Consider the following 14,060-nt stretch of genomic DNA (forward strand, 5'->3'; position numbering starts at 1 on the left):
GCCGCGTTCAGGCGGCGAATTCCGGCGCGATCGATGGGCTCCCGGTGGTGCCACTTCTCGGCGCCGCCGGCTGGCTGTTGAGCCATTGCAACAGGACCTCGAGCGGCTGCGGCCGCTGATAGAGGAAGCCCTGCCCCAACCTCACGCCCATATCACGCATGGCCTCGGCCTGCTCGGCGCGCTCGATGCCTTCTGCGACCAGGGTCAGCCCCAACGTGTCGGCGAGCGAGGCGATCACGCCGACGATGGCCTTGTCCTCCGCGCTCTCGGGAATCTCCCGGATGAACGCCTTGTCGATCTTGACCTTGTCGAGCGGGAAGCGCCTGAGGTGAGCGAGCGAGCTGTAGCCGGTGCCGAAATCGTCGAGCGCGATCGTGGCACCTAAGCGCCGCAGGCGGTGCAACGTCTCGGTGGCGCTGGCGATGTTGTTGATCAGCGATCCCTCGGTGATCTCGAGTTCGAGAGATGAAGCCGCAACGTCGAAGCGCGCACAGGTCGCGCGCAGCTCGGCGGCGAGCGAATGGTCGGCGAGCTCTGACGGCGGCAAATTGATCGCGATCCGGATCTGCGGCCTGCCGGCGGCGGCCAACCGTTGCAAGGCCCAGCAGGCATCGGTCAGCACGTAGCGGGTCAGCCGCGCATTGTTGCCGCTGCGCTCGATCAGCGGCAAGAATTCGCCGGGGCCGATCACGCCATGTTCAGGATGGCGCCAGCGGATCAGCGCTTCCAGACCGACGATGTCGTGGGTTTCGAGATCGACCTGGCTCTGGTACCAGACCTCGAACTGCCCCTCGGCGAAGCCGGTGGGAATGGCGAGCTCGAGATCCCTGCGGCGGCGGTAGTCGCGCTGGAGCGCTTCGTCCAGCACGGCGACCGTGCCCGGCGCTTTGCTCTTGGCATGATAGAGCGCGATGTCGGCGAGCGTCGGCAGATGCGACAGCTCCGGATCGTCGGCGCGGCGCACGGCAAGGCCGATGCTGGCACGCGGCACCACTTGCTTGTCGTGGAGGCGGATCGGCTCGGAAATGGCCTCCAGCACATGCTGAGCGAACGCGTGCGCCGCCTGCTCGTGGCTCACCTCGGGACGAATGACGACGAACTCGTCGCCACCGAGCCGTGCAACCCAGTCCTCCGCTTCGACCGCGCTACGAAGACGCTCCGAAATCTGAACCAGGAACTTGTCGCCGGCCTCGTGACCGAAGGTGTCGTTGACGCCCTTGAAGTCGTCGAGATCGATGAAGCAGAACGCGACCAGCGTATCCGGCGAGCCTCCGTCCCGGCTCGCCACGGCCAGGCGCTCGGTCAGGGAGCGCCGGTTCGGCAGTCCCGTGAGCGGATCGTGCGTCGCCATGTGCCCGAGCCGGTCCAGCGCGCCTGACGTCGTGTGCTGCATGGCGTTGAAGGCGCGCGCGAGCTGGCCGAATTCGTTCGAGGACGTGACGTCCGCCGGATAGGCGCGGCCATCCTGCTTGCTGCGCTGTATCGCCGACATCATGGCCGCCAGCGGCCGGCCGATGAAGATGTTGGCGGAGATCCGCATGGCGATCAGGGTCGCAAACGTCGCGAGCAGGCCGACCACCAGCAGCAACACCAGGCGGCTGCCCGCATCCGCGTACAGCGTCGCACGCGAATAGGCAATGGCGATGCGGCCGGCCTCAACGGCCATGTTGCCATTGCTGTAGTGGATCGGGCGCGAGACTTCCGCGACCGCCTGGTCTTCGGCCCGCGCGACCACGCGGGCAATGGCGGCGCCGGTATCGTCATAAACCGCCGCCGCGGCGATGGTCTCGTCGTGCATGATCTCGTTGAGCACGCCGGTGACCTGGTCGTAACGCATCTTCCACAAGGGCTCGGCGATCAGCTCGGCTCGGCTCTCGGCGACGCGAGCGATGCGGGCGTCGAGCTGCCTGACCTGCGACCAGAAGCTCGATGCCTCGACGCCGGCGGAGGCGAGTAGTTGCACCAGCAGCAGAACGGGCACGGTGGCCCAAATCATCGCGTGGACGACCGAGCCCAGGCGTGCTGGCGCCGCCTGCTCGTTGCGATCCGGCTCAGTCACCGCCTCATCGTTCCGCATCAGTCGGCAACGCCTTCGGGAAGCGGCAGCGACGAGATGAGCGCATCGAGGGAGAAGTCATATTGGCCGCAGCGTCCGGCCTTCGCCCTGAACCGCGCAAAGTCGATCCGATCGAACGTTCGCGTCCTGATGAGGTCGCCAATCGAAGCGAGGTTGTCGCGCGTGATCGCAGACGTCTTGACCTCGACGCGGGGGGAAACGGCTGCGAAATCGCAGCCATCGGCATAATCGCGCAGGAGAACGATCGACCAGCCGCCGAGCAGGAAATGCCCGCCGTCGGTCAGGAGCAGACGACCCGCCTTGATCTCGCGCAGGGCGTCCTCGGACCAGTTGAGACCCACCACCTGGATGTTTCGACCGGGCACAAGGCCGGCAGCGATCGCCGCGCGGAGCGCGCCGAGCGCCATCGGATCGTTTCCGGCCCATATGCCGGCGGGCCGGATTCCCTTGCGAGAAGCCCAGCCCAGGTAATTCGCCGTGACCCGCTCGGCCTCCGACTGCGTCCAGTTGGCGAACAGCAGCCGGTCCACCACGACGTCAGGCGCGGCATCCACGGCCAGCTTGAGACCGGCGTTGCGGGCAATCGAGGCCGGTGTGATCTCGTCGCCGCCGATTCCGAGAATGTGGATCTTGCCGTCGGGGCTCTGCGATTTCTCGGCACGCGCCACCCCGATCAGCGCATTGGCCATCCGTGCACCCGCAGTCTGCAGATCGGTCGTGATGTCGCCGAGCCAGGTCTTGAGCTTCTCGCGCGGCGGTCCAAGACGCGCCGCATCCTCGCCGATCAGCGTGTTCGAGAGCAGCAGCGTCTTGACGCCCGCAGCCTCGGCCGCCTCCAGGATCGGGACGGCGGCGGACTCCTCGTTCGACAGGATGAGGAAATCGGGCTTGTCGGGACGTGCCACCACGCCGAAGCCGAGCTCCTGCATGGTGCGGTAATTCCGCTCGCTGGTCAGCACCTCGACATGCGCGTCGAGCCGGCGGCCGGCGGCCTGCATGGTCTGCGCGACCATGTCCCAGTAGACCTCACCGGTCTTGCCGGGATTGACGAAGACGATGTCGAGGGGCTTTGCAAGGCTCCCGCCGGCATACGCGAAAATGCTGCAGGCCATGCCCGCAGCGAGCAATATTCGTCGGAATCTCGGCATTTCCATTCCCACCCCGATCGGTTCCGAGGTTGGACGCGCGTCGGCTAACACTTTGCAAAATCAACCTGGCCACAGCGGCATAGAGCTAATGAACGGTATATCTGTCGTGTCGGATTGAGATAATCGAAGCGTTGGCGATCAGGCGCCCCTTCCGTGCCCTCAGCCATCGCTGGGTGGCCGCGAGCTCTCAGGCGTGCCACCTTGATCGACGCTCCGTGCACGATCGCACGATCTGATGTTCGACCGGGGAGATGTGTCTTGAGCGCACTGGCGGAAGCGGCCGATATCACAAATCTCCGAACCAATGCGGCCGGGCGAGCCGATGCCAAGCAAGACACCCTGAAGTTCGCCGAAGCTGCCCTTGCCGACAGCAAGCGAGATGGCCTGCTGCTGGCCGTTCGCGCCCGCTGGGCCGCGCTCGCGGTCACTGCCATTACCCTGCCGATCATCGCACCGAACTGGGACGTCATCTATTACATCCTGATGCTGGGGCTTTTCGCCGTCATCGGCTGGGCGCAATTGAAGGTCGGCAAGGTGGGCCGCTCGCGTCCCGAGCTTTTCCTGATATTTTGCGACCTGGCGCTGATGACCTTCCTTAGCGTCGTGCCCAATCCCTGGACCAACGTTCACTGGCCGATCGGAATGCAATTCCGGTTCGACGGCTTCATCTATTTCTTCATTTTCCTCGCCACCGCCACCCTCGCCTATTCCTGGCGAACGGTACTCGCGATGGGCATGTGGACCGGAGTTCTCTGGGCCATTGCCGTCGGCTGGGCATATCTGCAACCGGAAACCCATGCCGCGCTGTCTGAGCGCGTCAGGGAGGCGATCGGGGCGGATATTCGCATGTTCAATATCCTCGATCCCTCGTCGATCGGTTTCGGCGAGCGTTTCCAGCAAGTGATCGTATTCATCATTGTGGCCGCTATCCTGGCGCTGGCGGTGCGCCGTTCCAATGCGCTCTTGATCAGTCACGCCGGACTCGAGCGCGAACGTGCCAATCTGGCGCGTTACTTCTCCCCCAATGTGGTCGATGAACTCTCCGGCAATGACGAGCCCCTCGCGAAGGTCCGAACGCAGGACGTCGCGGTGCTGTTTGCAGATATCGTGGAATTCACCGCCTATGCCGATGGACGCGACCCGAAGGACGTCATCGAGACGCTGCGGCAATTCCATGAGCGAATGGAACGGGAAGTGTTCCAGCACGGCGGAACGCTCGACAAATATCTCGGGGATGGACTCATGGCGACTTTCGGCACGCCGTTCGTCGGCGATTCCGATGCGCTGAACGCCTTGCGTTGCGCGAGGGGCATGATCGCCTCGATCGCCAAGTTGAACAGAGAGCGTAGCGATCGCAACGAACCGCCGATCCAGGTCAGCGTCGGCCTGCACTACGGGCAAGTGGTGCTGGGCGATATCGGCCTCAACCGGCTCGAATTCGCCGTAATCGGGACCACCGTGAATGCGGCGAGCCGCCTCGAAGCGCTGACCCGCGAATTCGGATGCGCTATCGTCGTCAGCGACGCGCTGGTACAACAGGCCCACGCCGAACCGAATCACTCGAGTACCGATTTCGCAGCGCTCGTCGAGCGGCCGGCACAGACCGTTCGCGGCCTCGAGCGACCCGTCGGCATCTGGACATGCGCCAACGTCGACCCTTGAAGCTTGCGGTGGATGCATCGGCACCCATCGCCCTTATTCGTGCTAAGAACCGCTCGCCCGCCACACCGAGACCGCTATTTCCCCCATGGCCAAGAGCACTCTCTCCTTCGTCTGCCAGAACTGCGGCGCAGCCTACAACCGCTGGCAGGGCAAGTGCGAATCCTGCGGCGAGTGGAATACGCTCGCGGAAGAAGACACCAGCGGCAGCGTGCCGGTGTCGATCCGCTCCAAGCGCAAGGGCCGAACGTTTGCGCTGGAGAGCCTTGCCGGGAAAAGCCCCGATGCGCCGCGCCTCTCCTCAGGCATGACCGAGCTCGACCGCGTCACCGGCGGCGGCTTCGTCCGCGGCTCGGTGCTGCTGGTCGGCGGCGATCCCGGGATCGGCAAGTCGACGCTGCTGACGCAGGCGACCAGCCTCTTGGCGCGCGCCGGCCACCGCGTGGTCTACATCTCCGGCGAAGAGGCGGTGGCCCAGGTGCGCCTGCGCGCCGAGCGGCTCGGGCTGTCGGACGCGCCGGTCCAGCTCGCCGCCGAGACCTCGGTGGAGGACATCGTCTCGACGCTGTCGGAAGGCGCGGTGCCGCGGCTGATCGTGATCGACTCGATCCAGACCATGTGGACCGACACGGTGGAATCGGCGCCCGGGACCGTGACACAGGTGCGCGCCTCGGCGCAGGCGCTGATCCGCTTCGCGAAGAAGACGGGAGCCGCCATCATCCTGGTCGGCCACGTCACCAAGGACGGCCAGATCGCCGGCCCCCGCGTGGTCGAGCACATGGTCGACGCGGTGATGTCGTTCGAGGGCGAAGGCTCGCAGCAATTCCGGATCCTGCGCGCCGTGAAGAACCGCTTCGGCCCGACCGACGAGATCGGCGTGTTCGAGATGACGGGCCTCGGGCTGCGCGAGGTCACCAACCCCTCCGAGCTGTTCCTGTCCGAGCGCGATCTCGGCACGCCCGGCACCGCAGTCTTTGCGGGCATCGAGGGCACAAGGCCCGTCCTGGTCGAATTGCAGGCGCTGGTGGCGCCGACCTCGCTCGGCACCCCGCGCCGCGCCGTGGTCGGCTGGGACCCGAGCCGGCTCTCGATGGTGCTGGCGGTGCTGGAGGCGCATTGCGGGGTCAAGCTGTCCGGCCATGATGTCTATCTGAACGTCGCCGGCGGCCTGCGCATCCACGAGCCTGCGGCCGACCTCGCCGCCGCCGCGGCGCTGGTGTCGTCCCTGGTTAATGCGCAGTTACCCACCGATGCCGTTTATTTCGGCGAAATCTCGCTCTCCGGCGTGGTGCGTCCGGTGGCGCAGACCCCGGCGCGGCTGAAGGAGGCGGCAAAACTCGGCTTCCAGCGCGCCGTGCTGCCCGAATCGGCCCGCGGCGAGACCGGCGGCGATGCCGGATTGTCGCTTAATGCGGTGAACAGCCTGACGACATTGGTGGCCGAGATCGCCGCCCGCGGCTCCCGCCGAGGCGAATCGAACGCCGCGGCAGAGAAAAATGCCACACCGGCAAGATTCCGCCGCGGAGAGGGTTAGGTGGAGGTGACGCCGGGGGCCCCCGCCGCTATACAGCCGTCACAAAAGCAGCATGGGATTGCGTGGTTGCGGCCTTGCCGGGAACGCCGTCTGCCCTTCTTTTAGGGCAGCGGCCAAACACCGATTCGCTGAGCGCCTTTGACAGTACGAGCGGACCAGACCAGCCGATGCCAGTTACACTCCTCGACCTGATCCTGCTCGGTGTGATGCTGATCTCGGGCCTGCTCGCGATGGTCCGCGGCTTCATGCGCGAAATCCTGTCGATTGCGGCCTGGGGCGCGGCGGCAATCGTGACCTTGTACTCGTTCTCGAAGCTGCTGCCGACCGCCAAAACCTATTTCAACAACGACACGGTCGCGAGCGTGGTCGTCGTCGCCGGCGTGTTCGTGGGCACACTGGTCGTGGTCTCCGTGATCACGGTCCGGATCTCCGACATGATCCTGGATTCGCGGATCGGCGCGCTGGACCGCACCCTCGGCTTCCTGTTTGGCCTGGCTCGCGGCCTTTTGATCGTCGTGGTCGCTTTCCTGTTCTTCACCTGGCTGGTTCCGGACAAGCAGCGTCCGGACTGGGTTTCGGGGGCCAAGTCCCGCGTGGTGCTCCAGGGAACCGGGGACTGGCTGATGGCCCTCTTGCCTGACGACCCCGAGAACACCATCTTGAAGAGATTCAAGAAAAACAAACCAGATGATGACCAAGCTGAATCCGAGCAGCAGCCTTCGGGCAGTGGCGACGGATACAGTAAACCTGCTCGTGACAGCCTGAAAAAGCTGATCGAGAAACCTGCGGCGCGTTGATTGAGCCCTAAAGAGAGGCGCGGACGAGATGCGACACCCTGACCAGGACGCCCAACTTGATCTCGATCCCGACGCCGGTCCCGGCCCGGCCGCGCTGGAGCTTCAGGACGATCTGGAGGGGGATACGCTGCGCGAGGAATGCGGCGTGTTCGGCATCTACGGTCACCCCGATGCGGCCGCCATCACCGCGCTCGGCCTTCACGCCCTCCAGCACCGCGGCCAGGAAGCCGCCGGCATCGTCTCCTACGACGGCAGCCGCTTTCACTCGGAACGCCGCCTCGGCCTCGTCGGCGACACCTTCTCCCGCCGCGAGGTGATCGACCGCCTGCCCGGCAATGTCGCGGTCGGCCATGTCCGCTATTCCACCACCGGCGCCACCATCCTGCGCAACGTGCAGCCGCTGTTCGCCGAGCTCAATGCCGGCGGCCTCGCCGTCGCCCATAACGGCAACCTCACCAACGGCCTGACGCTGCGCCGCGAGCTGGTGCGGCATGGCGCGATGATGCAGTCGACCACCGACACCGAGGTGATCCTGCACCTGGTCGCGCGCTCCAAACGCGCTCGCTTCATCGAGCGCTATATCGACGCGCTGCGGGAGATCGAGGGCGCCTATGCGCTGGTCTCGCTGACCAACAAGAAGCTGGTCGGCGCGCGCGATCCGCGCGGCATCCGCCCGCTGGTGCTCGGCGATCTCGACGGCTGCCCGATCCTGACCTCCGAGACCTGCGCGCTCGATATCATCGGCGCGCGCTTCGTCCGCGACATCGAGCCCGGCGAGGTCATCGTGTTCGACGAGAACGGCCAGGACATCCACAAGCCGTTCCCGCCGATGGCACCGCGTCCCTGCATCTTCGAATACATCTACTTCTCGCGGCCGGATTCCATCGTCCACGGACGCTCGGTGTACGAGGTGCGCAAGGCCTTCGGTGCGCAGCTCGCGCGCGAGAGCCACGTGCCGATCGACGTCGTCGTTCCGGTGCCGGATTCCGGCGTGCCCGCTGCGGTCGGCTACAGCCAGCATTCCGGCGTGCCGTTCGAGCTCGGCATCATCCGCAACCATTATGTCGGCCGCACCTTCATCCAGCCGACGCAGGCGATCCGCGAATCCGGCGTGCGCATGAAGCATTCGGCCAACCGCGCCGCGATCGAAGGCAAGCGCATCATCCTGATCGACGACTCCCTGGTGCGCGGCACCACCTCGAAGAAGATCGTGCGCATGATGCGCGATGCCGGCGCCAAGGAAGTCCATTTCCGCCTCGCCTCGCCCCCGATCCTCTATCCCGACTATTACGGCATCGACCTGCCCGACCGCGGCGGCCTGCTCGCAGCGACGCATTCGCTGGAGGAGATGCGCGAGATCATCGGCGCGGACTCGCTCGCCTTCCTGTCGATCGACGGCATGTACCGCGCCATGGGCGAGCCCGGCCGCGACCCCGCCAACCCGAAATTCTCGGACCACTGCTTCACCGGCGCCTATCCGACCCACCTCACCGACCAGACCCAGACCGAGCCGCAACCGCGGCAACTCTCGCTGCTGGCCGAGGCGAGCTGACGAAAGGGCGTCCCGGGGAGCTCGTCAGAGGCTGCCTTTTTCGTCATGGCCGGGCTTGTCCCGGCCATCCACGTCTGTAATACCCGCCGCAAAGAACGTGGATGCCCGGGACAAGCCCGGGCATGACGGAAGTATTCGACGATGACAAAGTCCCTCGCTGATCGCATCGCTCTCGTCACCGGCGCCTCGCGCGGCATCGGCTTCGCCGCAGCCAAGGCGCTGGCCAAGGCCGGCGCGCATATCGTCGCGGTGGCGCGCACGCAGGGCGGGCTGGAAGAGCTCGACGACGAGATCCGGAAAGATGGCGGCAGCGCCACCCTGGTGCCGCTCAACCTCACCGATTCCGACGGCATCGCGCGGCTGGGGGCCAGCCTGCACGAGCGCTACGGCAAGCTCGATATCCTCGTCGGCAATGCCGGTGTGCTCGGCCCGTCCTCGCCGCTCGGCCATATCGAGTTGAAGACGTTCAACGACGTGATGGCCGTCAACGTCTCCGCGAACTTCCAGCTGATCCGCTGCATGGAGCCGCTGCTGAGGCAGTCCGACGCCGGGCGCGCCGTGTTCGTCACCTCCGGCGCCGCCAACAAGGCGACCGCCTATGTCGGCCCCTATGCGGCGTCCAAGGCCGCGCTGGAAACGCTGGCCCGCGCCTGGGCGCAGGAGACGGCGAATACGAAGCTGCGCGTCAATCTGTTCAATCCCGGTCCGGTCCGTACGCGCATGCGCGCAACGCTGATGCCGGGCGAGGATCCGGCGACGCTGGACACCCCCGAACAGGTCGCCGAATTCATCGTGCCGATGTGTGGGCCTGACTGGACCGAGACCGGCAAGTTCTACGACTACAAGACCCGCACCCTGATGAGCTTCCGCGCGCCCGCCTGATGGACACCATGGCGATTGATGTCAAGGGTAACGCCTATACCGCCGAGGCCGACACCGGAAAGCGCATCCGGAAATTCAAGCTGACATCGGCCGCGCTCAAATAGCGTCTCAACGCATTTTGCCCAAAAGTTAACCGACGGATGACGCTACGACGCAGCGCCATCCGGCTTTAGGCGCATTGCCGCCGGACCTGGGACAGGCTAGAGCCATCAGCCGGAACAAGGCTCCGCAAGAGAGTCGTCCGCATATTTGACAGTGGAGGAAATCTTTCATGACGACGACGTTCGTACGCCGCTCCGCGGCCCTTCTGGCCTGCGCCGCTTTCGGTTTTGCCACATCCGCCTACGCCCAGGACAAGACCGTCAAGATCGGCGTGCTCAATGACATGTCGAGCCTCTATGCCGACATCGGCGGCCCCAATTCCGTGGTCGCCATCAAGATGGCGGTCGAAGACTCCGGCCTGCTCAAGAAGGGCTGGAAGATCGACGTCATCAGCGGCGACCATCAGAACAAGCCCGACGTCGGCGTCAACATCGCCCGGCAGTGGATCGACAACGAAAAGGTCGACGCGATCGCGGATACGCCGAACTCCGGCGTCGCGCTGGCGGTCAGCAATCTCGTCAAGGAAAAGAATGCGGTGCTGCTGAACTCCGGCGCCGCCTCTGCCGACCTCACCGGCAAGGCCTGCACGCCGAACACGGTCTCCTACACTTACGACACCTACATGCTGGCCAACGGCACCGGTAAGGCGCTGACCAAGGCCGGTGGCGATACCTGGTTCTTCCTCACTTCCGACTATGCCTTCGGCCATGCGCTGGAGCGCGACACCTCGGCCGTGGTCGTAGCCAACGGCGGCAAGGTGCTCGGCAGCGTCAAGCATCCGATCAATACCGCGGACTTCTCGTCGTTCCTGCTGCAAGCGCAGTCTTCGAAGGCCAAGGTGGTCGGCCTTGCCAACGCCGGCGGCGACACCACGAACTCGATCAAGCAGGCCGCCGAATTCGGCATCGTCTCCGCGGGCCAGAAGCTCGCCGCGCTGCTGCTGTTCATCAACGACGTGCACTCGCTGGGCCTGAAGACCGCCCAGGGCCTGACCTTCACCGAATCCTTCTACTGGGACTTGAACGATCAGACCCGCGCCTGGTCGAAGCGCTTCTCGGCGCTCGCCAACAAGAATGCGATGCCCTCGATGACCCAGGCCGGCAATTACGCCATGGTGCTGCATTATCTCAAGGCGATGGAAGCGCTCGGCGGCAATCCGCATGACGGCGCCAAGGTCGTCGCCAAGATGAAGGAACTGCCGACCGACGATCCCCTGTTCGGCAAGGGTCCGCTGCGCGCCGACGGCCGTCGCCTCATCCCGGCCTATCTGTTCGAGGTGAAGAAGCCCGAGGAGTCGAAGGGTCCGTGGGACTATTACAAGCTGGTCGCCACCATCGCGCCGGAGGACGCGGCCAAGCCGCTCAAGGACAGCGATTGCCCGCTGGTAAAGAAGTGACCGCGTAGCGGTTACGCGACGTCACACAAATCATGCCCGGGCTCGTCCCGGGCATTGGCGCTTCAGGCCGTCTTCGTCGCCGCGAGCGACCCGCCGCGCCGGGCCGGCGCTGCGTGCTGCACCACCGCCTCGCCGGCGCCGTCGCTCACGACGGCCGCTTGCGCTTGTGAGCGAAGGGATTGGCCTTCTCGCGCAGGGTGATGCGCACCGGCGTGCCCGGCAGTTCGAAGGTCTCGCGCATGGAGTTGGTGAGATAGCGCAAGTAGGATTGCGGCACCGCGTCCGCGCGCGAGCAGAACAGCACGAAGCTCGGCGGGCGCGCCTTGTTCTGCGTGATGTAGTTCAGCTTCAGCCTGCGGCCGGACACCGCCGGCGGCGGATTGGCCTGGATCGCCTGCTCGAACCAGCGATTGAGCGCGGAGGTCGGCACGCGCCTGTTCCAGACCGCGTAGGCGTCCTGGATCGCCTGCATCAGGCGGTCGATGCCCTCGCCCATCAGGCCCGAGACGGCGACGATCGGCACGCCCTTGAGCTGCGGCAGCCAATGGTCGGCATCGCGGCGCAGGCCCGAGATCGCGCCGCCGCCCTTGGTCTCCATCAGGTCCCATTTGTTGACGGCGAGCACGACCGCCCTGCCCTCGCGCTCAATGAGATCGGCGATGCGCAGGTCCTGCTCCTCGAAGCGGTTCTGCGTGTCCATCATCAGCACGACGACCTCGGCAAAGCGCACCGCGCGCAGCGCGTCCGCGACCGAAAGCTTCTCCAGCTTCTCCTCGATGCGCGAGCGCCGGCGCAGGCCTGCCGTGTCGAAGACGCGAAAATCGCGGCCCTTCCAGTTGATCTCGACCGCGATGGAATCGCGCGTGGTGCCGGCCTCCGGGCTGGTCAGCAGACGCTCCTCGCCGAGCAGATGATTGATCAGCGTCGACTTGCCGGCATTGGGCCGACCGACGATGGCCACCCGAATCGGACGTGTCGCGGCCTCCTCCTCCGAGATCGGCGCGTCGTCCTCGCCGTCGTCGTCCTCGTCGACGGGCTCCGGCATCAGCTTGGCCAGCGCGTCATAGAGCTCGCCCATGCCCTCGCCATGCTCGGCCGAAATCTGGATGGGATCGCCGAGGCCGAGCGCAAAGGCCTCCATCGCGCCGGCATCACCATGCTTGCCCTCGCTCTTGTTGGCGATCAGCAGCACCGGCTTGTTGGCCTTGCGGGCGAAATCGGCGAAGGCGCGATCGGTGGGCGTGAGACCGATGCGGGCATCGACGACGAAGAACAGCGCGTCGGCTTGCGCGATCGCGGTTTCGGTCTGCTCCTGCATGCGCGCGGCCAGTGAGCCCTTGGCGCCCTCGTCGAGGCCGGCGGTATCGATGATGGTGAACTGGAGGTCGCCGAGCCTGGCCTCGCCTTCGCGGCGGTCGCGGGTGACGCCCGGCAGGTCATCGACGAGCGCGAGCTTCTGTCCGACCAGGCGGTTGAACAGCGTCGATTTGCCGACATTGGGCCGGCCGATGATGGCGATTGTGAAGGACATCGGTCATTCGTGCGCTGCTGGGGCTGCGCCTGTCAATGCAATGAAGAATATCAGCGCGAGAAGCTGCCACTCGGCAGCGGCGCCGGGAAAGCGCTTTGCGATTGCTGCTGGGTGGTCTGGGCCGGTTGCGCCTGCTGGACGGGCTGATCCGGCGGCGGTGCGGTGGTGCGTTTGCGAACGATCTTGTGCTTGGGCGGCGGAGCGGCCATGGGTGGCGCAGCCTCCGGCTGGGCCTCGCCGTCGATCTCGCCGGCGGGCACTTCAGCCGGCGCTGCGGCTGACTGCCTCGCCTTGGCACCCTTCGCGGGCTTGGCGGGTTCCGGCGGGGGTTCCGCGGGCAGAGCCGCGACGGCAGGCGCGTTCGGATCAGGCTGCTGCTGCGCGCCCTTGTACATCTCCTTCGGCACGCCCTGCTCGAGGCCCGGCACGCCCTCCGGGAAGACCGGCTTGCGGTCGCCCGGCAGCTTCTTCTTGGTGTCGAGGAAGTCGAGCATGTCGCTTGGATCGAAGCTGGAGCAGCCGCCCAGCACGCCCGTGAAGGCGATCAGGACGGCGGCTGCGATCAAGCGTGGCGTGCGGCGCATCTTGTGTCTCGTCTCAAGTCAGAAGGCCGTCGTCAGCTCTTGGCGACGGGCGGCAGCAGGGCCTGGAGCGCCTCGGCGCGCGAGCGCAGGCCGGGCGGCGTTTCGCCGTCTCCCTCAATCGCGTCGAGCCATTTGCGGGCTGCGGTCAAGTCGTTGTTACGCCAGGCCGACAATGCCAGCATCTCACGGGCGCTGTGGCGGAAGGTCGACTTCGGCGCGGCGGACGGCTCCAGCCGCTGCTGCATGTCGGCGTAGCTGGCGCTGTCGAGCAGCAGGCCAGCGGCGCGGATCTTCGCCAGGTCCTGCCACTCCCCGCCGACGCTGCGATCGACGGCAATGTCGTCATACATCTTCGCGGCGGCCTTGGGATCGCGGCTCGCGGCCTCGGCGGCGGCACGCAGCCGCGCCAGGGTACGATAGCCGGACGGAGCCGTGGCGGCGAGCTCGGCGAAGGCCTTCTCGGCGTCAGCGTGCTTGTCCTGCTCGGACAGTTCGACGGCCTTTTCGAAAGCGGCGCCGGCCTCGGCGGCCTTCCTGGCCTCCAGATATTGGTAGCCGCGCCAGCCACCGACGGCGGCCACGACCAGCACCATCAGGGCGATGAAGTAGATCGAATACTTGTCCCACAGCTTCTTGAGCTGTTCGCGACGTACTTCCTCGTCGACTTCGTTAAATAATTCAGACACTTATGCCAATCCCATGCCCGTCCGGGTGCGCGCGCCGAAGCGTCCACGTCAGGAATCCCGTCCCCGCTTGGCGGCGAGGTACCCTAACGATATGGCGGTGGCAAGGCAAAGC

Annotated in this window: 11 protein-coding genes; 6 read left to right on the forward strand and 5 right to left on the reverse strand. The window is 65.8% G+C overall.

Features of this window, described 5'->3' with window-relative positions; genetic code table 11:
- Nucleotides 1-7: 7 nt before the first annotated feature.
- Together EDE08_RS25255 and EDE08_RS25260 are read right to left on the reverse strand one after the other, a co-directional pair.
- Nucleotides 8-2,077, reverse strand: coding sequence for a putative bifunctional diguanylate cyclase/phosphodiesterase (locus tag EDE08_RS25255; protein WP_131871528.1), 2,070 nt, complete (start codon nt 2,075-2,077; stop codon nt 8-10).
- Nucleotides 2,077-3,225: an ABC transporter substrate-binding protein gene (locus EDE08_RS25260; RefSeq protein WP_502700640.1), complete on the reverse strand. Its 1,149-nt coding sequence runs from the start codon at nt 3,223-3,225 to the stop codon at nt 2,077-2,079. Before EDE08_RS25260 ends, EDE08_RS25255 begins: the two co-directional genes overlap by 1 nt.
- 258 nt (nt 3,226-3,483) lie before the next feature.
- Between EDE08_RS25260 and EDE08_RS25265 the strand changes: the two genes are divergently transcribed.
- The 6 genes from EDE08_RS25265 to EDE08_RS25290 all read left to right on the forward strand — a co-directional run bounded on the left by EDE08_RS25265 (nt 3,484) and on the right by EDE08_RS25290 (nt 11,147).
- Nucleotides 3,484-4,887, forward strand: a complete 1,404-nt coding sequence (locus tag EDE08_RS25265; RefSeq protein ID WP_131871526.1) for an adenylate/guanylate cyclase domain-containing protein — start codon at nt 3,484-3,486, stop codon at nt 4,885-4,887.
- Between the two features lie 85 nt (nt 4,888-4,972).
- Nucleotides 4,973-6,418, forward strand: coding sequence for a DNA repair protein RadA (gene radA / locus EDE08_RS25270; RefSeq protein ID WP_131871525.1), 1,446 nt, complete (start codon nt 4,973-4,975; stop codon nt 6,416-6,418).
- A 167-nt stretch (nt 6,419-6,585) separates the two neighbouring features.
- The gene (locus EDE08_RS25275; protein ID WP_061876699.1) at nt 6,586-7,215 is read left to right on the forward strand and encodes a CvpA family protein; all 630 of its coding nucleotides are present in this window, start codon (nt 6,586-6,588) and stop codon (nt 7,213-7,215) included.
- Nucleotides 7,216-7,243: 28 nt separating this feature from the next.
- Nucleotides 7,244-8,767, forward strand: coding sequence for an amidophosphoribosyltransferase (purF, locus tag EDE08_RS25280; protein ID WP_131871524.1), 1,524 nt, complete (start codon nt 7,244-7,246; stop codon nt 8,765-8,767).
- Between the two features lie 141 nt (nt 8,768-8,908).
- Nucleotides 8,909-9,649, forward strand: a complete 741-nt coding sequence (locus EDE08_RS25285; RefSeq protein ID WP_131871523.1) for an SDR family NAD(P)-dependent oxidoreductase — start codon at nt 8,909-8,911, stop codon at nt 9,647-9,649.
- Nucleotides 9,650-9,920: 271 nt separating this feature from the next.
- The gene (locus tag EDE08_RS25290; RefSeq protein WP_131871522.1) at nt 9,921-11,147 is read left to right on the forward strand and encodes an ABC transporter substrate-binding protein; all 1,227 of its coding nucleotides are present in this window, start codon (nt 9,921-9,923) and stop codon (nt 11,145-11,147) included.
- Nucleotides 11,148-11,292: 145 nt separating this feature from the next.
- On the opposite strand, the gene der is transcribed toward EDE08_RS25290, so the two are convergent.
- From der to EDE08_RS25305, 3 genes are read right to left on the reverse strand one after another with little or no spacing between them, the layout of a single operon-like run.
- The gene (gene der / locus EDE08_RS25295) at nt 11,293-12,678 is read right to left on the reverse strand and encodes a ribosome biogenesis GTPase Der (RefSeq protein WP_131871521.1); all 1,386 of its coding nucleotides are present in this window, start codon (nt 12,676-12,678) and stop codon (nt 11,293-11,295) included.
- 50 nt (nt 12,679-12,728) lie between these two features.
- Entirely contained in the window at nt 12,729-13,262 is a 534-nt protein-coding gene (locus EDE08_RS25300) for a hypothetical protein (RefSeq protein ID WP_131871520.1), read from the reverse strand.
- Nucleotides 13,263-13,294: 32 nt separating this feature from the next.
- Nucleotides 13,295-13,948 (reverse strand): tetratricopeptide repeat protein, encoded by a 654-nt coding sequence (locus EDE08_RS25305; RefSeq protein ID WP_131871519.1) that lies wholly within the window; start codon nt 13,946-13,948, stop codon nt 13,295-13,297.
- Nucleotides 13,949-14,060: the final 112 nt, after the last annotated feature.

The organism is Bradyrhizobium sp. R2.2-H (genome assembly GCF_004346455.1).
Lineage (GTDB): Bacteria > Pseudomonadota > Alphaproteobacteria > Rhizobiales > Xanthobacteraceae > Bradyrhizobium > Bradyrhizobium diversitatis.

Excerpts from the sequence above, each read along its gene's own strand:
- EDE08_RS25255 (WP_131871528.1), bottom strand. The coding sequence starts at position 2,077 with ATGCGGAACGATGAGGCGGTGACTGAGCCGGATCGCAACGAGCAGGCG.
- EDE08_RS25260 (WP_502700640.1), bottom strand. The coding sequence starts at position 3,225 with ATGCCGAGATTCCGACGAATATTGCTCGCTGCGGGCATGGCCTGCAGC.
- radA (WP_131871525.1), top strand. The coding sequence starts at position 4,973 with ATGGCCAAGAGCACTCTCTCCTTCGTCTGCCAGAACTGCGGCGCAGCC.
- EDE08_RS25275 (WP_061876699.1), top strand. The coding sequence starts at position 6,586 with ATGCCAGTTACACTCCTCGACCTGATCCTGCTCGGTGTGATGCTGATC.
- purF (WP_131871524.1), top strand. The coding sequence starts at position 7,244 with ATGCGACACCCTGACCAGGACGCCCAACTTGATCTCGATCCCGACGCC.
- EDE08_RS25285 (WP_131871523.1), top strand. The coding sequence starts at position 8,909 with ATGACAAAGTCCCTCGCTGATCGCATCGCTCTCGTCACCGGCGCCTCG.
- EDE08_RS25290 (WP_131871522.1), top strand. The coding sequence starts at position 9,921 with ATGACGACGACGTTCGTACGCCGCTCCGCGGCCCTTCTGGCCTGCGCC.
- der (WP_131871521.1), bottom strand. The coding sequence starts at position 12,678 with ATGTCCTTCACAATCGCCATCATCGGCCGGCCCAATGTCGGCAAATCG.
- EDE08_RS25300 (WP_131871520.1), bottom strand. The coding sequence starts at position 13,262 with ATGCGCCGCACGCCACGCTTGATCGCAGCCGCCGTCCTGATCGCCTTC.